Origin of the sequence: Mycobacterium sp. SMC-11 (assembly GCF_046250095.1) — a bacterium.
GTDB classification, from domain to species: Bacteria; Actinomycetota; Actinomycetes; order Mycobacteriales; family Mycobacteriaceae; genus Mycobacterium; species Mycobacterium heraklionense_A.
The window spans coordinates 2,535,318-2,555,655 of sequence record NZ_CP176430.1; the positions used below are offsets into that span (position 1 = coordinate 2,535,318).

At 65.1% G+C, this 20,338-nt stretch carries 15 protein-coding genes and 2 pseudogenes; 7 read left to right on the forward strand and 10 right to left on the reverse strand.

The features are described 5' to 3' along the window. Positions 1–224: 224 nt before the first annotated feature. A complete protein-coding gene (locus ACKY0X_RS11960) occupies positions 225–983 on the forward strand; it encodes a lipase family protein (protein ID WP_409426218.1) in 759 nt (252 codons plus the stop codon). Between the two features lie 19 nt (positions 984–1,002). Here ACKY0X_RS11960 and ACKY0X_RS11965 read toward each other — a convergent pair whose 3' ends face one another. From ACKY0X_RS11965 to ACKY0X_RS11975, 3 genes and pseudogenes are all read right to left on the reverse strand, one after another. Beyond that, positions 1,003–1,476: a hemerythrin domain-containing protein gene (locus tag ACKY0X_RS11965; RefSeq protein WP_409426219.1), complete on the reverse strand. Its 474-nt coding sequence runs from the start codon at positions 1,474–1,476 to the stop codon at positions 1,003–1,005. Positions 1,477–1,784: 308 nt separating this feature from the next. Beyond that, a pseudogene (locus ACKY0X_RS11970) lies at positions 1,785–4,622 on the reverse strand (RND family transporter); the annotation flags it as partial. Positions 4,623–4,697: 75 nt separating this feature from the next. Further along, entirely contained in the window at positions 4,698–6,194 is a 1,497-nt protein-coding gene (locus tag ACKY0X_RS11975; RefSeq protein ID WP_409426220.1) for a flavin-containing monooxygenase, read from the reverse strand. A 246-nt stretch (positions 6,195–6,440) separates the two neighbouring features. On the opposite strand from ACKY0X_RS11975, the gene ACKY0X_RS11980 reads away from it, so the two are divergent. From ACKY0X_RS11980 to ACKY0X_RS12000, 5 genes are all read left to right on the forward strand, one after another. Then, positions 6,441–7,514 (forward strand): AurF N-oxygenase family protein, encoded by a 1,074-nt coding sequence (locus tag ACKY0X_RS11980; protein ID WP_409426221.1) that lies wholly within the window; start codon positions 6,441–6,443, stop codon positions 7,512–7,514. A gap of 97 nt (positions 7,515–7,611) precedes the next feature. Next, positions 7,612–8,379, forward strand: coding sequence for a phthiotriol/phenolphthiotriol dimycocerosates methyltransferase (locus ACKY0X_RS11985; RefSeq protein WP_065040433.1), 768 nt, complete (start codon positions 7,612–7,614; stop codon positions 8,377–8,379). Positions 8,380–8,554: 175 nt separating this feature from the next. Beyond that, a complete protein-coding gene (locus ACKY0X_RS11990; protein WP_409426222.1) occupies positions 8,555–9,913 on the forward strand; it encodes a cytochrome P450 in 1,359 nt (452 codons plus the stop codon). Then, a complete protein-coding gene (locus tag ACKY0X_RS11995; protein WP_409426223.1) occupies positions 9,910–10,740 on the forward strand; it encodes an SDR family NAD(P)-dependent oxidoreductase in 831 nt (276 codons plus the stop codon). Before ACKY0X_RS11990 ends, ACKY0X_RS11995 begins: the two co-directional genes overlap by 4 nt. Before the next feature lie 70 nt (positions 10,741–10,810). Further along, positions 10,811–11,623 carry a phthiotriol/phenolphthiotriol dimycocerosates methyltransferase gene (locus tag ACKY0X_RS12000; RefSeq protein ID WP_409429603.1) on the forward strand — a complete coding sequence of 271 codons (813 nt, stop codon included), beginning with the start codon at positions 10,811–10,813 and terminating at the stop codon, positions 11,621–11,623. 33 nt (positions 11,624–11,656) lie between these two features. Here ACKY0X_RS12000 and ACKY0X_RS12005 read toward each other — a convergent pair whose 3' ends face one another. After that, on the reverse strand, positions 11,657–12,442 hold the full coding sequence (locus ACKY0X_RS12005; protein ID WP_409429604.1) for an alpha/beta hydrolase: 786 nt from the start codon (positions 12,440–12,442) through the stop codon (positions 11,657–11,659). An 87-nt stretch (positions 12,443–12,529) separates the two neighbouring features. After that, positions 12,530–13,330: pseudogene (locus ACKY0X_RS12010) on the reverse strand (SDR family NAD(P)-dependent oxidoreductase); the annotation flags it as partial. A gap of 151 nt (positions 13,331–13,481) precedes the next feature. On the opposite strand from ACKY0X_RS12010, the gene ACKY0X_RS12015 reads away from it, so the two are divergent. Then, positions 13,482–14,561 carry a PE-PPE domain-containing protein gene (locus tag ACKY0X_RS12015; protein ID WP_409426224.1) on the forward strand — a complete coding sequence of 360 codons (1,080 nt, stop codon included), beginning with the start codon at positions 13,482–13,484 and terminating at the stop codon, positions 14,559–14,561. A gap of 161 nt (positions 14,562–14,722) precedes the next feature. Here the strand turns inward: ACKY0X_RS12015 and ACKY0X_RS12020 are convergent, their stop codons facing one another. From ACKY0X_RS12020 to ACKY0X_RS12040, 5 genes are all read right to left on the reverse strand, one after another. Further along, positions 14,723–16,075, reverse strand: a complete 1,353-nt coding sequence (locus ACKY0X_RS12020) for a hypothetical protein (RefSeq protein ID WP_409426225.1) — start codon at positions 16,073–16,075, stop codon at positions 14,723–14,725. A 238-nt stretch (positions 16,076–16,313) separates the two neighbouring features. Continuing rightward, entirely contained in the window at positions 16,314–17,945 is a 1,632-nt protein-coding gene (locus ACKY0X_RS12025; protein ID WP_409426226.1) for a hypothetical protein, read from the reverse strand. Positions 17,946–18,275: 330 nt separating this feature from the next. Next, positions 18,276–18,995 (reverse strand): nitroreductase family protein, encoded by a 720-nt coding sequence (locus ACKY0X_RS12030; RefSeq protein WP_409426227.1) that lies wholly within the window; start codon positions 18,993–18,995, stop codon positions 18,276–18,278. Further along, entirely contained in the window at positions 18,988–19,491 is a 504-nt protein-coding gene (locus tag ACKY0X_RS12035) for a DUF2505 domain-containing protein (RefSeq protein ID WP_409426228.1), read from the reverse strand. Before ACKY0X_RS12035 ends, ACKY0X_RS12030 begins: the two co-directional genes overlap by 8 nt. Before the next feature lie 13 nt (positions 19,492–19,504). Then, a complete protein-coding gene (locus tag ACKY0X_RS12040; protein ID WP_409426229.1) occupies positions 19,505–20,203 on the reverse strand; it encodes a flavodoxin family protein in 699 nt (232 codons plus the stop codon). Between the last annotated feature and the right edge of the window lie 135 nt (positions 20,204–20,338).

Here is a 20,338-nt window from a genome sequence, read left to right on the forward strand (position 1 = left end):
CCGCGGTACCACCCCGCTTGCCGCACTCCCGTCTTGGGGCGCGACCGCTCGATGTAAGGCTGTGACGGGCCGTCCCGTTCGGTTCTACTGAGCCGATCCCTGGGCGGTGCGGCTGTTCTTCCGAAGGCTCCCCGGTGATTGCCGGTTCAATGCCGTTAATCAGAAGTCTAAAGCCTGCCACCAACAGCGGCTCTGGCAGGGCTGGAGCTTCTACACTGCTCAACGTGGCTTTCAGCCCGTCGTACGCCCGCGATGTGGTGCTGCCGCTGGCGTCGGCGGCCTACACCGTGATGTCCGGAGCTGCGCCCACGCTGCCGCCCGGGTTCAGCCAAACCGCCCTGATCAAAGCCGACCAGGCATACTTGGCGGCGCTGCCCGAGCAGCATCCTGCGACGGCGATGGCCAAGGACACCAACATCTTTGGGTTGATGGGCCGCGACATCACCAGCGGCACTGCGTTCATCGCATTTCGTGGCAGCTCCGATGTGGCGGACTGGATCGCCGATTTCGACTTCTTCCCGGCACCGTATTCGCCGGTGGCGGGTTTCGGCCAGGTGCATGCCGGCTTCCAGGACGTCTACGGCTGTGTCCGTGCCTCCATCGCCACCAACCTGCCCACCACGACCGCCGGGTGCAGTCAGATCCTCATCACTGGGCACAGCCTCGGGGGCGCCTTGGCCGTGCTGGCCGCTCCCGATGTCGCGCACGGGATGCCCCCGAACACCATCGAGCCGCGGCTGACCACGTTCGGGGGCCCGCGAGTCGGCGTGGCCGACTTCAAGGCCGCGTTCGACGCCGCCATCGAATGCTGCTATCGCGTGGTGAATTTCCTCGACATCGTCCCGCTGGTGCCGCCCGCACCGTATGTGCACGTGGGCGCCGAAATCGCCGTGGACAGCGGTGGGGCCGTCGACATCGGTTGGCGGCACAGCCTGGCTGCCTATCACGCCGGCCTTTCGGCGCTCATCGCCGGCGAAGCCTGATCGCTGGTTTTATGCCCGCTCAGGCCGCTCCCCGTGCGCAGGTCCACCCTTCGGGCATCCGGCCGGCGGCCAAAAATTCGGCCACCTCTGCAGCCACTTCCGGCGCCAGCCCGGTGTCGGCGGCCGGGTAGATCACCGGCTCCTCCACCTTGTTGTGGTCGGCCAGCTGGTCCAGCAGCCGGCAGCAAGCGCCCCGCAGGGTGGCCTGGTCGGCGCCGGCGCGGGCCAGGTCGTCGAGAGCGTTCATGGTGCGCCAGATCTCGCCGTGGCCCCGGATCATCCCGAACACCGCCATCATGTGCGCGCCCGTGCTGATCGGCGGGAACAGCAGCTGTTCCTCCAGGTAGATGTGGCGTCGCAGCACAGCCAGCGTCGCGCGCAGGCCGTCGGCGTCGACACTCCCGCCCTCAAGACCCGCCAGGAAAGCTCTGATTCCGGCGTCGATCTGCAGATGCTCCCGCTCCAAGGCGGCCGAAAGGGCTTGATCGGACATGTATGGCCTCTCCCCTCCGGCCCGCCGGCGGGCGCCGTTGACCACCGCGTCAGACCCGCGAAGTATTTCTACAATCAGGACTCGTTTAAATCTAGCCCACGCGGTAGCGCGCTGACCAGAGCCGGTTCAGCACCAGCTCAGTGGTCGACCTCTTCCTCCGGAGGCTGGATCGCGGCCAGCACCTCGGTAGCCCGGTCTTCGGCCGACGGCTTCGCCGGACCACCGGACAGCTCCGGGAACGCCGTGGCAACCATGTCCTCGAAGGTGCGGTCATTCGCGTCGGACTTGCCTTCTGGGGCGGCCGAGGCGGGCGGCACAGCCACTGGCCGCGCCCGCGCGGGGTGCTCCCGCACATTCAGCGGCCACCAGAACCACCGCCCCAGTAGCGCCGCCATCGAGGGCATCATGAACGAGCGCACCACCAGCGTGTCGAACAACAGACCGAGTCCGATCGTGGTGCCCACCTGGCCCACCACCCGCAGATCACTGACCAGCATCGACGCCATGGTGAAGGCGAACACCAGCCCGGCAGCCGTGACGACCTTGCCGGTGCCGCCCATGGTGCGGATGATGCCGGTCTTCAGCCCGGCACCCATCTCCTCTTTGAACCGCGCGACCAGGAGCAGGTTGTAGTCACAGCCCACCGCCAACAGGATGATCACCGACATCACCATCACCAGCCAGTGCAGGTGGATGCCGAAGATGTACTGCCACAGCAGTACCGACAGCCCGAACGATGCCCCCAGCGACGCCAACACCGTCCCGACGATCACCACCGAGGCGATAAAGCTGCGCGTGATCAGCAGCATGATGATGAAAATGATTGCCAGCGAGGTGATGCCGGCAATCAGTAGGTCGTAGTCGGCGCTGCCCTGCAAGTCGTTGAAGAGCGCGGCGGTGCCGGCCACGTACACCTTGGCGGTCGACAGCGGAGTGCCCTTCAAGGACTCGGTGGCCGCCTTCTTGATCAGGTTGACCCGTGCCATGCCCTCCGGAGTCGCCGGGTAGCCATCGTGGGTGATGAAAAAGCGCGCCGCGTGCCCATCCGGCGACAGGAACAGCTGGACCACGCGTTTGAAGTCCGGGTTATCGAAGGCCTCGCGAGGCAGGTAGAACGAGTCGTCGCTCTTCGCCGCGTCGAAGTCCTGACCCATCGCGGCCGAGTCGCCGCCGACCTCCTCGAGCTGCGCCATGATCCCCGACATGGTGCTGTGCAACGTCAGCATCATCGTCTGCAGGCTGCGGAGCGCCGCGATCTGCGCCGGCATCATCTCCAACAGCTGCGGCGTCACCACATCGATGTTGCTCATGTCGGGCGCCAGTTCGTTGATCTTGTCGGTGAGCAGCATGGTGCCGTCCATCGACGCATACGCCGCGCGCAGCGACAAGCAGGTCGAATCACTGGCGCAATTCTGTTGCTTCTCAATGGATTCACGAAGCGACTTGGAGTTCTCGTTCAAGTCGGTGATGTCGCCGCGCACCTGCTGGGCCAGGTCCATCGCCTCCTGCGATACACCGGTCGCGTGATGCGTGCTGGTGCCCAACTGCTGCATCAGCCCGTACATCCGCTGCAGCGAGGCGATGGTGCCCTCGAGATCGTTGGCCTGCTGGCGCATGTCGGCCACCCGGCTCTTGACGAAGTCCAGGTTCTGCATCTGCCCGGCACTTTGCATGCTGAGCAGGAACGGAATCGAGGTGTGACCGAGCGGGGTGCCCTCTGGCCGGGTCACTCCCTGCACCATGGCAACACCCTCGACCGCGAAGACGCTCTTGGCCAGCTTGTTGAGCACCAGGAAGTCCGCGGAATTGCGCATGTCGTGATCGGATTCGATCAGCAGCACCTCCGGCAGCAGGCGCGATTCCGGGAAGTGCCGCGCCGCGGCCGCCCAGCCGAGGTTGGCCGGGGTGTCCTGCGGGATGAACGACGGGTCCTTGTAGCTCACCTTGTAGCCGGGCAGGGCGAGCAGTCCGATGAGTGCGATCGCGCAGGCGGCCACGAAGATGGGGCCGGGCCAGCGCACGATCGCCGTGCCCACTTTGCGCCAGCCGCGGTCGGACATCTTGCGCCGAGGTTCGAGCAGTCCGCGGCGCGTGGCGACCGCCAGGACCGCCGGAACCAGCGTCAGCGCGATCGCCACCGCGACCAGCATGCCGACTGCACAGGGCACGCCCATGGTTTGAAACACCGGCAACCGGGTGAAGCTCAGGCAGAAGGTGGCGCCGGCGATGGTCAGGCCGGAGGCCAGCACCACATGGGCGACACCGCGATAGGTGGTGAAGTAGGCCGTCTCCGGGTCCTCGCCGGCATGGCGGGCCTCGTGGTAGCGGCCGATGAAGAAGATGCCGTAGTCGGTGCCGGCGGCGATCGCCAACGTCACCAGGATGTTGATCGCGAAGGTGGACAGCCCGATCAGGTCGTAGTGGCCCAGGAAGGCCACGATTCCCCGTGCCGCCGCCAGTTCTACCCCGACCACGGCCAGCAGCAACGCGACCGTGCTGAACGATCGGTAGAGCAACAGCAGCATCAGCGAGATCACCGAGACGGTGGCCACCAGGATCTTGAGCACCGCTCGGTCGCCGCTGGAGTTCATGTCGGTGACCATCGGCGCCGGGCCGGTGACGTAGGCCCGGACCCCCTCGGGCGCCGGTGTGCGCGCCACGATGTCGCGGACCGCCTCGACCGAGTCGTTGGCCAGCGCCTCACCCTGGTTTCCGGCGAGGTTCAGCTGCACCAAGGCGGCCTTGCCGTCGGAACTTTGGGCGCCCCCCGCGGTCAGCGGATCGCCCCAGAAGTCCTGGATGTGCTGAACGTGCGTGGTATCGGCATTGAGCTGGGCGATCAGCTCGTTGTAGTAGTGGTGCGCGGCATCGCCGAGGGGCTCGTCGCCTTCGATGACAATCATCGCCGCGCTGTCGGTGTTGGACTCCGCGAAGTCGTGCCCGAGCCGGGCCATCGCCTGGATGGACGGTGAGTCTTTGGCGCTCAACGACACCGGGTGTTCTTTGGCGACCTGTTCCAGCGGCGGCACCGCGACGCTCACCAACGCGGTGAGGGCCACCCAGCCCAGGATGATCGGCCACGCGAATCGGCGAACGAAGGCGGCCGCGGCCGACCGCTCGTGGCTCGGGTGGTGTGTACGCGTCACTGCCCCAGGCCCCTCACCTGACAATGTGCCCAAACGATCACTGTAACCCCCTGTTCAGGACCGTAGCAGCGGAAGCTATCCGATCAGATAGTCCGAGAGTGGGAAGTGGTCCTGCTCCTTCACAGCGCTGCGCACCGAGGTGGGCCGGAACAGCGGCGCCTCCCCGGTGGTCTGGTTGAACCAATAGGAATTCGATGTCGCGCAGTTGCCGAGGTGGAATACCGAGCTGTCCAGCAGGCCCATCATCCGCTCGTAGAACCGGGCGTTGGCCTCCTCGGTGACTTCGAACGTCTGCGCTTGGCGCCGCTGCACCTCACCGAACAGCCGGTTCATGTGCCGGGTCTGATACTCCACGGTGTTGAACCAGGACAACCCGACCCAGGAGAACGGGCTGGCCATGTTGATGAAGTTCGGGAACTGCGGGGCGGTCATGCCCTGGTATGCCTGGAAACGCGTCTCACGCCACCACTTGCCCAGGTTGCGACCGCCGCGACCGATTACCTCGATCGCCGGCAGGTTGCCCTCCCAGACGTCGTATCCCGTCGCCAGCACCAGGGTGTCGATCTCGCGCTTCGTGCCGTCCCGCGCCACGATGCCGTCGGGTTCGATCCGCTCGATTCCCTCGGTCACCAGGTGCACATTCGGCTTGGCGAATGTCGGGTAGTAATTGTTGGAGATCGACGGACGCTTGCAGCCGAAGTCGAAGTCGGGCGCCATCTTGCGGGCGAGCTCGGGATCCCGCACCGAGCGCCGCCGATGCCGTGCGGACTGGGCCGCCATCGCCTTGTTGAGGAACTTGAAGCGCCGGTAGCGCCACATCGTCAGCACCATCATGAAGTCCGTGGTGTTGTCGGTGAGCCACCGGACAATGCGCTGGGTGAACGGCACCCGGGCGAACATCCGTTGCACCACCGGCGGGAACACCACGTCGGACTTGGGCGTCACCAGGATCGGGGTGCGCTGATAGACCGTCAGATCGGCGACCTCGTTGGCCAGCTCGGGGATCACCTGGATCCCGGTGGAGCCGGTTCCGATGACCGCCGCCCGGCGGCCCGCCATCGAATAGTCGTGGTCCCACTCCGCGGTGTGCACGATATGGCCGGCGAACGTGTCGATGCCGGGGATGTCGGGAATCTTCGGCTGGCACAGGAAGCCGGTGGCGACGATGAGGAACTGTGAGGTCAGCGTCTCACCGCCGGCCAGCGACGTCCGCCACAGCTTCGCGTCTTCATCCCACTGGGCGCCGTCAACCGTGGTGTTGAAGCGCATGAAGCGCGTCACGTCGTACTTGTCCGCCACATGCTCGGCGTAGGCCTGGACCTCGTTGCCGGGGGCAAACAGCCGCGACCAGTAGGGGTTGGGTTCGAACCAGTAGGAATAAGTAGTAGAGGGCTGGTCGACGGAGAGCCCCGGGTAGTGGTTGACCCGCCATGTTCCGCCGAGCCCGTCCAGGCGGTCGACGATCACGATGTTGTCGTAGCCCAGCTTGTTGAGTTGGATGGCCGCACCTATGCCGCCGAAGCCCGCGCCCACGATGACGGCTTGATAGTCCGGGTATTGCTGGGTCCCCATAAGGTGAACACGCTACCGCAATGCCCTACTGTGGCGCTGTGCGCGCAGGTCAGTGGGACAAAGGCTAAGCCACGCCTGAATATAAACTAATGGCCGCTGCTCGGTCGCGAGATGGCGGCAATCACACCGAAGTGTGGCGCCTCGCCTTAATGATTTGCCAATCTCCACGCTACGATTGGCCAAGCCGCGGCGCCTGCGGGCACCCGGACGCACTTACGGGGAGAGTGTTCGCCAATGGCGATGTGGATGGACATTTTGGGGACGGCGGCCGCACTGCTGGTTGCCTGTTCGGTGCTGATCGGCGTCGTTCGCGCAGTGGGTCGCTACCGGCGAAACATGGATGTCGCCGATGACGCCGAATATTCGGCGGCGCTGGCGAGTTTGTCGGCGAGCTCGGTGCGACGCCGCTTCGATCCCTTCACCGACATCGATTGGGACGCACCCGAGCACGCCATCGTCGCCGACGACCCACGGTGGGTGTTGACCGACGACCCGCTGGCACGCACCGACTGGTACCGCAGCCAGCCGTTGGAGAAGCAGATCGCCATCGGAATGTGGCGACAGGCCAACATCGCGAAGGTCACCCTGCAGTTCGAGAGCATGCTGATCCGGGGTCTGGTGCAGTACGCCTCACGGGTGCCCAACGGCTCCCCTGAACATCGCTACTGCATGCACGAGACCGTCGAAGAGTGCAACCACGTCCTGATGTTTCAGGAGCTGGTGAATCGGATCGGCTTCGATGTTCCGGGCATGCAGTGGTGGATGCGCCTTCTCTCGCCGCTGATGCCGCTGTACGCCGGGCCGTTTCCCAACGTGTTCTTCTTCGGTGTCCTGGCTGGCGAGGTACCGGTCGACGTGATCCAGACCAACGCGCTGCGGGAGGCAGAGGCAGGCCATCCCGTGGTGAAGAAGGTCATGGCCATCCACGTCGCCGAAGAGGCGCGTCACATCTCGTTCGCCCACACCTACCTGCGCAAGCGTGTTCCCCATGTGTGGCGGATCAACCGGTTTTGGATGTCGCTGTACGTCCCATTCGTGATGCGGCTGCTGGCAAAACCGATGGTGGTGCTGCCGGGCCGCTTCTTCCGGTACTTCGATGTCCCCCGATCGGTGCGTAGGCAGCTGCGGGCCGGTTCACCCGAGTTGAGGCGGGCTCTGCAAGACACCTTCGCCGACATCCGGATGCTCTGCGAGGACATCGGTTTGATGTCTCCTGCGGGACGTCTGATGTGGCGCGTCTGCAAGATCGACGGGGCGCCGTCACGCTACCGCGGTGAACCGCGCCGCACGCAGGCTCCGGCCCCGGTCACCGTCGGATAGCGCGGACACTGACCTGTGCCATACTTTCGGTATGGTGCGTTCCCCATCTGAGACCTTGGAAAAAGTCGGTGCCGATCTGGTGTACCGCATCTCGGCGATGCCGCTGTACAAAAAGGCCTTCAAGTACTGGTACCCGTTCATGACCAAGCGGATGGGGCATGACGACGTCGTCTTCCTCAACTGGGGCTACGAGCAGGACCCGCCGCTGGGCCTGAAGCTCGATGAGGCCGACGAACCCAACCGGTACTCGATCCAGCTCTATCACCAGACCGCCACCCAGATCGACCTGGCAGGCAAGAAGGTGCTCGAAGTCAGCTCCGGCCACGGCGGCGGCGCGTCCTTCCTGGCACGCACCCTCAAGCCGGCCTCCTACACCGGCCTGGACTTCAACCCTGACGGCGTCGCCTTCTGCCAGAAACGCCACCAGGTGCCTGGCTTGGACTTCGTGCAGGGTGACGCACTGAACCTGCCGTTCCCGGACAACACGTTCGACGCGGTGGTCAACGTCGAGGCCTCGCACATCTACCCCGACTTCGCGCAGTTCGTCCGTGAGGTGGGCCGGGTGCTGCGTCCTGGCGGGCACTTCCTGCACACCGACTTCCGCGCCAAAGAGGACATCGAGTCCTGGCAGCAGACCCTGGCCACCCCGCCGCTGCGGCTGATCAACGAACGTGACATCAGCCGTGAGGTCGTTCGTGGCCTGGCAGCCAACTCGCCGCGCTCCAACGATCTGATCAACGAGCGGATGCCATTCTTCCTGCGCCGCTTCGCCCGGGAGTTCGCCGTGGTGGAGGGGTCGCTGTTCTACCGCGACCTGGATCGCGGGGAGATCACCTACCGCATTTTCGACCTCGTCAAAGACTGAGGACGCCGCGTCGAAGCGCCGGAGCAGATCGGGACACACGTCCGGCGCTCCGGCGCTTCTTTGCTGACCGACGTCCCTTCAGACGACGGAGGAAACCGGGTTAGGGTGGCGCCTACGGCCAATCGCGGCCCAATCGGGCTCCAAACCCGACGATCGTGACGAGGGGCTTGCCTAGATGGATCAGAAGGAACTGACGCGCCGGCTTCGTTTCCGCGCCAGCCTGCTCAAGATCGGCACCGACGGGCTGATCGGCGTGGTCCGCGACCGGGCGACCGCGTATCGGTACGCCGTGACCAGACGCGAAACGGCACCGCTGACCGACTTCGACCCGTTCGCTCGCGAGACGATGCGGGACCCATATCCGGGATATCGCACGCTGCTGTCCGGCCCGAAGGTCTGGTACAGCCGTAAGCGCGGCATCTGGATCATCCCCGGTTACGACGAGGTCCGCCAGGCGTTGCGCGACGACGAGGCGTTGTCCTCGGCGGAGAGCCAAGCCCGCTTCCGGGTCCGGCTACAGACGATGAACGCCAGCGACCCGCCGGTGCACACTCGGCTGCGCCGGTCAGTATCCCGGGCCTTCACCCCCCGCGCGATGAAATCGTGGGAGATCAACATCAACCGCGCCGCCGACGAACTCGTCGCCGAGATGATCAAACGTGGACGCGTCGAGATCGTGGCCGACCTAGCCAAACCCCTGCCGAACCGGCTGATCACCATGATGCTGGCGATACCGCAGGAAGACCGCCACCAATTCCTGGAGTGGGCCGACACCATCAATGAGGCCGCGTTCGCGCCGCTGTCGTTGCGCGGGATGACGATGAACATGCGCTCGAGTCAGGCGGTCATCGCGATGCACCGCAGCCTTGACCCGATGATCAAGGCGCGCCGCGAGGCACCCGGCGATGACTTGATCTCGATGCTGGCGGCGCCCAGCGGTGACGACACCCTCTCCGATGACGAGGTGTTCTGGACCGCGTCGATGCTCGTCGGCGCCGGCAGCGAAACCACGACAAATCTGATCTCCGGGTTGTTTCTGACGCTGGCACAGCGCCCGGACGTCTACACCCGGCTGCGCGAGCACCCCGAGCTGATTCCCGCGGCGATCGAAGAACAGCTGCGGCTGGTCTCCCCCGTTCAAGGCTTCTACCGAACCGCCACCCGCGACTATCGCGTCGGCGACCACGTCATCCCGGCCGGTGCGCGGGTATTGGTGCTGTATGCAGCCGGCAACCGCGACCCCCTGCACTACCCCGATCCCGACACGTTCGACCTGGACCGCAATCCGACCGACCACCTCGCATTCGGTGGCGGGGCTCACTACTGCCTGGGCACCCACCTGACCCGCATCGAGGTGAGCCGGGTACTGACGCAACTGATTCCCCATGTCAAAGAGATCCGACTCGACGGGGAGTACCGCTACCTGGTTAATGCGACCATGCGCGGCCTGGAGCACCTGCCCGTCGAGTTGGTGCCCGCCGAAACCGGCGTGGACCCCTCGCCCGCACAGTCCGGCAACATCGGCACCCGATGAGTGCCCAGCCCGTAGCGCTGGTCACCGGGGCGACGAGCGGGATTGGCGAGGCGACCGCCGATCGGTTGCAGGCCGCCGGTTACCGGGTCTTCGCGGTGGGACGCAACCCCGAAGCGCTGCAACGACTTGCGGCACGTGGATTGAACGCCCGCGCGCTCGACATCACTGATGAAGCCGCGGCGGATCGGCTCGTCGCCGAGATCGAATCCGATCATGGCGCGGTAGATGTGCTGGTCAACAGCGCAGGATTTCCGCTCACGTGTCCGCTCGAGCAATTGGCTCTCGACGACCTGCGCAGCCTCTTCGAGACCAATGTGGTTGCGACGCTTCACTTAGCCCAGGCAGTGCTGCCGGGAATGCGGCGGCGCGGGTCCGGCGTCATCGTCAACATCGGCAGCACCGGTGGGCGTTTCGCCAGCCCGGGCGCCGGCGGCTATCACGTGATCAAGTACGGCATGGAGGCGCTATCCCTTTCCCTGCGTGCCGAAGTGGCGCCGTTCGGGGTGCGTGTGGTGCTGCTCGACCCGACCGCTGTGCGGACGCCGTTCGTCACCTCACAGCAGGAAGCGCGTCCGTCCTATGCCGCCGATGACCCCTACGGCGGCTTCAAGATCCGTTACGCCGACAACACCCGTCAGCTCTCGGCCAAGCGCGGAGTGATGATCGAACCCGACGTGGTCGCGCGCGCTGTCCTGCGCGTAGTTCGGGCCAAGAATCCCCGGCCGCGCTACGTGGTTGGACTGTCCGGCAAGGCCACGGTGTTTGCCCGCTCCCTACTGACCGACCGGATGTGGGACCGAATCCTGATGCGCGGATTACGCGAGTGAGGGTGCCGCAGCCATAGGCCCGGCCTCGGCGCGCTCACGCGAATCGTGAGATACTTTTTCGATGGTCACGATGAACCGCCTGATCTTCAATCCGGTATCCCACCGCGTCATGACGAACCCGTTCGTCTACCACCTGCTGTTCACCTCGTTTGTGACCAAGCGGTTCTCGACCCAGACCAAGATGCTCAGCGGTGACGACTGGTTGTTCCTCAACTACGGCTACGAAGAGGACCCGCCGATGGCGGTGCCGCTGGAAGCCTCGGACGAGCCCAACCGGTTCTTCATCCAGCAGTACCACCGCACCGCCGCCCAGGCTGATCTGGCCGGCAAGAAGGTGCTCGAGGTGAGCTGCGGTCACGGGGGCGGTGCGTCCTATGTGGCCCGCACCTTCAAGCCCGCCTCCTACACCGGCTTGGACCTCAATGAGACTGCCATCGAGTTCTGCCGGCAGCGCCACCAGCTGCCCGGGATGGACTTCGTCCAGGGCGACGCCGAGAACCTGCCCTTCGAGGACGGCTCGTTCGACGTGGTGTTCCAAGTAGAGGCGTCGCACCTGTACCCGCACCCGGCCAAATTCTTCAACGGCACGGCACGGGTGCTGGCCCCGGGTGGGCACTTCCTGTACACCGATTTCCGCCGCCGCAGTGAGCTGGCCCGCTGGGATGCCGAGCTGGCCGACACGGGATTGCGCCTGGTGTCGCAGGAGGACATCAGCATGGACGTGTTGCGCGGAAATGAGAAGAACTTGGCCCGCAAGCAGGACATGATCGCCCACCACGGCGGTCTGGCCCGCTTCGCCAGCGCCGCAACCGACTGGACCTTCAACGGCGCGCTCAAGAACGGCGAGTTCGTCTACCGCCTGTACCACTTCACCAAGGACTGAGCGGCGGGCCGGTCAGGTCCGTACGCGTAGGAGCTAAAGGCCGCGGGAGCCGAGCCAGGTGTGGATGCGCTCGGCGACGGTCTCCCAGCCCGGCTCGAGCATCATGTTGTGGCCCATGCCCGGAAAGAACTCGGCTTCGCTGCCGTAGGCACGCGCAGTGGACCGTACCTCTTTGCAGGTGTGCGCACCGTCGTGTTCGGCACCCAACACCAGCAGCGGCGTGGTCACCCGCTTGGGGTGCGGCAGATTGAGCACCAGGCAGTCAACGCTGACGCGTGCGCTGTCCTCCTGTAGCCGTGCCGCGCATTCCAGCACCGTGTCTTCGGGAGTGGCCTCGGAGAAGAACTTCTCCCGGGCCAGTTCGGGGGTGTTGATGTAGGGCAGGGACTTTCCGGTGACCGCCATCTTGACTGCGTGCCACGGGCGGTGGCGCAGCCAGCGCAGGCTGGAGCCGAAGTTACCCTGCGGCGGAATCGACGCCATCAAGACCCCGGCGGGCGCCGGCCGGCTCTCAAGGTACTTCTGCACGATCAGCCCGCCCATCGAATGGCCAATCACCACCGGAGGCACCGGCAATTCGTCGGCGACCGAGCGAACGTCTTGGACATAGTCTTCGACGCTGCAGGTACGCAACGGTTTGTCGGTGGGACTGCCGCCATGGCCGCGGAAGCTGAGCGCCAGCGCCCGGTAGCCCAGGTCGGCGAAGTATCCGAGAAAATTCTCATCCCAGCACCATGCGGCATGCCACGCGCCGTGGACGAACAGCAAGGGAACCGGATGGGCGTCGCTGACGCAGCCCTTGTCGATCACCTCAAGCACGACACCGCTCCCCCTGTCCGGCGACCCGCTCTTCGTTGCCTTCGACGATAACCCGCCTTTCCCGGTACCTGCTTTGCGCGTCGATAGCGGCGTGCGCCGCGCCAGCAACGGTAGCAGCGGGCCGTGCGGCAGCACCCGGTATGCGTCCACCAGCAGCTGGTTTGCCCAGCCCGGCGTCACCCTGCCCTTGTCTGCGGCCAAGCCGTCGATGGCAGCTCGGGCAACCTTGTCCACCGGCTTCCACATCACAGCCGGCAGCACCCGCTTGCGCTCTCCTGGCCGGAATCCGGCGACGAGGTCCAGTCCGGTGTCCACCGGCCCCGGGCACAATGCAGTGACGACGACGCCGGTGCCTCGCAGTTCGCTACGCAGACTCTCGGTATAGGACGCCACGAATGCTTTGGCGGCGCCGTAACTGGCCTGGCCTGGGAGCGGGCCGAACCCGGCGACCGATGACACGTTCAGGACGGCTCCGCGGCCCCGCGCCACCATGCCCGGTAGGAAGCGGGTGCACAGGTCGACCACCGCGGCCACATCGAGTTCGATCAGGCCCAGTTGCCGTTCCGGTTCCGCCGCAGCGGCCAACGCGACCAGCGCTACGCCGGCATTGTTGACCAACACGTCGGGGACCAGGCCCAAGTCGGCGACCCGGTCGGGCAGGGCAGCACGCTCGGCGGGGTTGGACAGGTCGGTGGGCAGAACGTGGGCCGGCCCCAGCCCCGAGGAACTGAGCTGGGTGGCCAGCGCTCGCAGCCGATCGGCGCTGCGCGCCACCAGAATCAGCTAGTGGCCGCGCCGGGCGAGTTCGCATGCCAAGGCCACACCGATTCCCGACGACGCGCCGGTGACAATCGCTGCACGGTCGGCGCCCGGAGCTGGTAAAGCCACGCGCCTACCTTATCCCCCGCTGAGCCGGGAACCAGCAAACGCAATCCGGCTGGCGGCGGCGTCCGGAAAATATTCGCTGCCTCGGCGCGCGCTGGGGCGAGTTCCTGTGTACGCTGACACGAGCATGTGTCGGGGATAAATGGGGGAATCGATGACGCATACAAGCAATCGATGGTTGACGGCCGGATTCGTGGCGGGGGGCTGCGCCGGCCTGATGGGGATGACCGCTGTGCTCAGCGCAGGGTTCGCCTTCGGTGAGAACACCGCGCTGATCATGGGATCGGCCTTTCAACCGACGCCGGTGCAGTCCTACATCGACCAGGTCATTGCCGGCTTCCTCGATCCCGAACACCCGTTTGACGGGCAGCCGACGTTTCCGGGATATACCCCCGTCGGCGTGACGACGCCGGAGACCGATTACGGACCGGGACTGACCCAGGGCGTCGACGATCTGCACCAGGCACTGCTGGCGCACTTGGCCGAGGGCGACAACATCGCCGTGTGGGGCTACTCGATGAGCGCTGCGGTGGCCACCCAGGAGTTGGTCAACCTCTTAAGCCTTCCGCCCGGCGAGCAGCCCGATCCGGACACCCTGCGCTTTGTTCTGTTGGAAAGCCTGAACAGCCCCAACGGCGGCTTCTTCACCCGCTTCGATTCGGACATGGCGGTGGCGCCCGCGGACGGTGTCTACCACACGGACATCTACAACATCGAGTACAGCGGAGCGACGGACTTCCCGAAATATCCGCTCAACTTCCTCGCGCTCGCCAACGCCATGGCCGGCTACGTCTACCTGCACCCGGCGCTGCTGCCCGGGTGGCCGACGACCTTCGACCCGAACGCGATCCAAGACGCGGTGAAGCTCCCGACATCGTCGGACGGCGTCAACACCGACTACTTCCTGATTCCCACCCAGAATCTGCCGCTGCTCGATGGGATCCGTGCGTTCCCGGTGTTCGGGCCGGCGATGGCGGATTTGGTGCAGCCCGCCCTGCGGGTGCTCATCGATCTGGGCTACGACCGCTCAGATCCGGCCGATGTTCTCACGCCGGTGTCGTGGAGCATGCCGGGAATCGATTGGGACGTCGTGTCGCAGAATCTGCAACTCGGTTTCGAGCAAGGTTGGATCGCCGCCCAAGTCGATCTGGGCATGCTGCCAGACAGCGAGCTGCCGAGTCTGTACCCCTACCTCCCGGATCTGTCGGGCCTCATCGGCGTCCTGGACACATAACACAGGCACGACGCCGGGCGATGCCCGAACGCCTTACCCTCGTCCGGATGTCGTGGGCCCCAACGGTTTCGACGCTCGTCGTGACAGGCTGGCCTGGCCGACGATCCCACGCGCCGGACGGGCCGGCACGTGGGACGCCGAAGTCAGGCCGTTGAGGACGGCTACGCCGCCGGGGTGACGTCGAAGATCGCGTCCCAGAGACCCTGGATGTCGAAGGGCCCGATGATCCCGATGTTGTCGAAGATGTTGTACCAGTAGTCGCCGAAGAAGGCCTGGAGCTGCTCGGGCGTCGGCAAGAAGCCGGTGGTGTCGATGACCGGGTCCGGCGGCAGCGGGTTCTTGATGTCGAGCAGCACAGTGCCCAAGCGCCACAACCACGCCTGCGTCTCGATCATCTCCGGGTTGGAGACGTTAGCGGTGCCCTCGTCGTAGGCGTCCATCCATTCACCGATGACGGGGTTGCCCGGCCACAGGTCGTCCATGATCTTGACCAGCCAGTAGTAGCTGGGCGTGTTCCAGTCCTCGGGGTTGAAGATGTTGCCGCCGGGCTCGGGAAGCAGGCACGGTCCGGGGCATAGCGGGCTACCCGGGATGAACGGGTTGAACGCCAGCAAGGACGAGGCGATAAACGATTGCAGCACACGCGCGAATTCGATCGGGTCGGGAAGGTCGAACTTATCGGCGTCGAACGGCTGCAGCAGGCTGTCGAAGAAGTTGGTGAACGGCGTGGTGAAGTCCATCGCGTAGTAGCTGCCCGCCCAGGGCATCAGCGGGGCGTCCGGGTCGATATTGGGGTAGTCCTCGGGGTTCAACCCCAGTTCTTCCAGGGTGCGGGTGCCCTGCCAGTAGTACATGTCGTTGGCGTACCCGATGTTGACCATGCCTGGCCCATTGGGGTCGAAGTAGAACTGGTTGCCGTCCGTCATGTCCGAGAACGGGATCTGGAACCAGTTCTCGATCAGCGGGAACTTCTGCAGGCCAGTGGCAATCAGCAAGCTCCACAAGGTCTGGTCGATCCAGGTGAATCCGGTGATCGGGCTGGTCGGCATCGCCGGCAGGCAGTCCAGACCCGCACAGCTCAGGTCGATCGGAATCTGAACATTGGCCAACATCGACAGCTGCTGTCCGAGGCCGGGGAACAGCCGGTCCCCCTCGTGACCGGCGCCGGAGATCAACGGGAACGGGAACATCATCTGAAGGATGCCCTCGAAGTGCCCCATGTCGCCGGGGTCCTCGCCCCAGGCGTTGGTGGGACTTCCAGCCATCCAGGGGCCGCTGTAGAACAGCGACTTTGCCAGCGTGTCCAGCCCGTGGATCTCGTTAGCCGGAATATTGACCAACGCCTGGAACAGGTTCAGCGGAACGTTCAACCATGACTCACCGGCGGTCAGCTGCGTGTCCAGTTGAACCGTGGGCAGCTGCGGAATCGCGGGCGCTGCCGGAGCGACGGCGATGAGTCCGGCGGTGGTGACGACCAGCCCCGCGGAGAAGTACGAACGCAAGGCTGAAACCATCCCGGGGTCCTCCAACAAGCTAAGGTAAGTACAGAAAGCGGCACAGCCGCATGCGGTTCATGAATCTACCAAAGTGTTACCTGAGCGCAAATCGAGAGTCACATGTTGGCAATGGAGACGTGCGCGCAGTGTTTGCTGTGAGAACCGTGCACGGAGAAGTGCAGCGGGCCCCGAACGCACGACAGCCCGGCCGCAAACGGGCCGGGCTATCGCGAAGTCGCTCTGACGCGGAGTCGATCTAGAAGGGGAACCAGCTCGCGAGCTCACTCCAGAACGCGTCGAGATCGGTGACGAGTCCGCCGCTCGGGTCGAGGAACCGCAGGAAATCGTCCCACAGCAACAGCGAATTCTTGCCGCCGTAGTCGCCGATCTCCTGCTCGTCCAGCGGCAGGTCGGGGTTCCAGGTCGGCGGCATGTAGTAGCCGGTTTCGGGGTTGATCGGCCACGGCCCCAGCAGGCCCGGGTCGGTCAACACACCGCCGTTGACGGCCAGGGCCGGCAGATACGGGTTGATGTCACCGAGCAAGTCGATGATCTGGTTGTGGGTGTCGGCGTCGAAGGTGAACATCCCGGTCTGCAGAGCAGAGATACCGGCCAGGATCTGCTCGTCGGTCCCACCGTTGGCATTGCCGACGGCGTTCTCCCCTTCCTGCTCGGTCAGGTCGATCCACTGCTGGATCACTGGGTTGGGGGCGCCGATGGCCTGGATCGACTTGACGAGGTCAAGGCTGGTCACTCCCCACGGCGGGGAGACCGGCGGCATGTTGCACAGCCCCGGGCACATCGGGCTGCCGGCGACGTATGGGTTGAAGTCGACGACCATCCCGGCGATCAGGGCTTTCATCGCCTGGAAGACTTCCTCCGGGCCGGAGAAGTGGAAGCCGGTGAGCGGGTCGTCGCCGTTGACGCTCCAGTCGACCGGCTGCATCAGGCTGTCGAACCATCGCTGCAGGGGGCCGAACGGGTCCAGCTTGAAGGTCAGTCCCGCCCACGGCATCAGGTTGACCTGGTTGCCGTACTCGTCGAGGACGGGGTCGCCGTTCTCGTCGAGGAGCGGGTGGGTGCCCGGGTAGCCGAACCCGGGCTGAGCCTCACCGGACCATGGGCTCCCGCCATACATGGGCCCGCCCGGCACCGCCCCACCCGGACCGACGCCGGCGTCCGGGTTGGCGATGCCGCCGGAGGTCGGGTTGTCCGGGTCACTCCACGGGCTGTCGGGGAACTTATAACCGTTCAACAGGTCCTGGATCGGCACCTTGAGCCAGTACTTGAACAGGTCCAGCTGATTGTCGTCGTTCGGGAAGTTGGTGAACTTCTGGAAGAAGTTCAGCGTCGCGTCCAAGCCGGTGAACCCGGTGATCGGCTCGACCGGCGACATCGGATAGCACTGGATCGAGTCACACGATGCGCTGACCGGCAGCATGGCCGCGGCGAACATCGCGAACTGCTGACCCCAGCCCGCGGTGCCGTTGGCCAACGCATCCGGGTCGATCGTCGGGTCATACAGGCCGGAGAGCTGCGGGGCGAACGGCAGCATGAAGTCCATGACGGCCATGAAGTGGCCCGGGTCGCCCGGGTCCTCACCCCAGATATTGGTGGCGCTGGGAGTGAACCAGTTGCCGGTGAAGAAGAACGAGTTGGCCAGCACGTTGGTGGCCGACACCTCGTTGAACGGGATGTTGACGATGTCCTGGAACAGGTTGAACGGCACATTGAGCAACGACGCCTCGGCCGCCAGCTGCACCGCTCGCTCGGCCGCGGTCAGATCTGTAATCCAGGGTGCGACCGGCGAGACCGGAGTGACCGCAGCTACGGCTGTCGCGGCCGCGACTGCGGCGCCGGCTGTGGTGTACCGGCGCTGCGGCGCCACAAGGCGTGTGCCGGCAGCCGCGGATCGACGCTGTGCCGCTGCGCGGTGCGCCCCGGCAGTCGCAGATCGGCCCTGCGGGACGGCTACCGGCCCCCCGGCAATCGCGAATCGACGCTGCGGAACCGCTCGATGCGCTCCGCCTGTTGTGTACCGACGCTGACGCGTCCCCCCACCAATCACAAATCCCCCTTGTGTCCCCCACGAACCGTGACAGCATATAGCTGTCACAGCCGGGTGTCTAAGCGAGCAGTGATTAACTTACATCACTTGGGGAATGTTTTCCGCTAAGTTCCACGTAAACTTCGTCAAAGGTAGATCTTTAGCTTTTATTCAGCTATCGCGCCATGCGAGATCGCCATAGCCGTCGAGATGAGCCACCTCCCCGACCGGCTTACGGGTGGTCGGGCCGTAGCGCCCACGGGGCCATCCCAGCGGCACGATGCAACACGGCGTGACCGCGTGCGGCAGGCGCAATACGCGCCGCACGGCGCGCTGATTCCACAGCGGAAGGGTGATCAGCGAGGCACCCAAGCCCATGGCACGGGCTGCGAGCAGCAGATTCTGAACACTGGGGTAGATCGACCCCCAGTAGGCCGACTCGGCGATGTGCGGCATGCGCACCACCGGCAAGCGGCCCTCCCGTGCACCCAGTCGCAGGCAGGCCACAACGAGCACTGGGAGCTCGGCGAAATGGTCGATCTGCCACTCCATCGCCCGGGCAATACCGGCGATTGATTCGTCGGTCTTGATTTTTCTCCGCAGCACCACACCGCGCTGAACTTTCCAGGCCTGCCGATAACGCTTAGCCAATTCTTCTTTGACGCGGCGGTCCTTCACAACGATGAATTCCCAGTTCTGCCCGTCATTTCCGGTCGGGGCGCGCAGCGCCAACTCGATGCACTTGAGCACCACCGCGTCATCGACCGGATCGGAGTACACGCGCCGTATCGCGCGCTGCGTCATCATGGCCTCGGCCAGCGGCATCTCCAGCCGAGCCAACGCCTCGGCCGTTGTCGGCACATGACTGTATGTGAACTCGGATTCAGGCATTTTCACCCAGCCAGGTCGTGGTGAACCGTTGTATTTCCGGAATGCCTTGCGAGAATTCACGGGCTAAGAAGCTCTCGATGGGGCCACCCACTAACGGCACCTTGAACCGGATCGTGCCATTCAGCGCCAGCTTCGAGCCGGTGCCGTCGCGCTCGAGCACCGCGGTGCCACTCCCCGACCCCGGAGCGCCGGTCACCGCGACCGTGATATCACCGTTGACCCGGCCGTCGCCCGCCGGCGTCCACACCTCGGTGGTGACGATGTTGAGGTCGCCGCGATACACCTTGGCCAACATGCCGGGCAATGCGCCGTGGCGCAGGTCCTCGGTCACCACGACCCGAATGCGGCCATCGGCATCGACATCCAGGGAGTCGAGCGTCTTGCTTCCGCCAAAGGCCTCCAGCCGGGCCTGCCAGTAGGTCCGGTCGCCGAAGGCACGGTGCACCTGCTCGACCGAGGCAGGTGAGGAGAACGTCACCTCAAAGGAACGGGGCATTACTGCTGACCTCTCATTTGCCGAATAACCGACTCACCAGGCCCGCAGCGAACTTGCGGACCCGGTCGAGCTGCTCGGGTTGAACGTTGGTGGGTGGCAGGCGTAGGCCCAGGTAACGCTCTCGGTAGCGGCCGCTGCCCAGGTAGCTGGTCAACGCCAGCATCGAGCGCAGCGGGTCTCCGGGGTAGCTGAGGTGAATCTCGTCCTGATAGCGACCACCGCACCCCTCCGCGAGCCGACAGACCTCGGCATAGTTCTCCTGCCAGAACTCGCGGCACACGGTGAACACCACAAACGGCTTGCCGTCCAAGAGCTTTCGGGCCTCATCGGTTTGCAGAAACGACCTGATCGGCATGGCGGGCGCCTTCCACCAGGTCGGCGACCCGATGCAGATCAAGTCGTAACCACCATCGCGCACCGCGTCGGGAGTGCGGATCTCCCCCGTCTCGCCCCGCTGCTGCGCCTTGAGCACGCTGAGCATGTCCGGCCAGACCCGGCGCAGCGGGAACTGCGCAAAACGCTGGGAGTAGCGCGGGTCGGTGAATTCGATACCGGCTTTGACCACCTCGCAGCCCCGCTGCTCGAACACCTCCCCGGCAGCCTCGAGCACCTTGAGTGACTGCCCGGAGAAGCTGTAGTACAACAACAGGATCCGCGGCGCTCGTCCGTTGCGCTCGCTGGCCTCAATCGCCATCTGTGCCTCCTGGTTCATACGGCGGTCCCAGCTTCGGCTCTCCTCCGTCGAGCCTCGCTGAACCGCCGGGTTCATGCGGCGGTCCCAGCTTCGACTCTCCTCCGTCGAGCCTCGCTGAACCGCCGGGTCCGACCGTGCGGTGCATCGACTGCC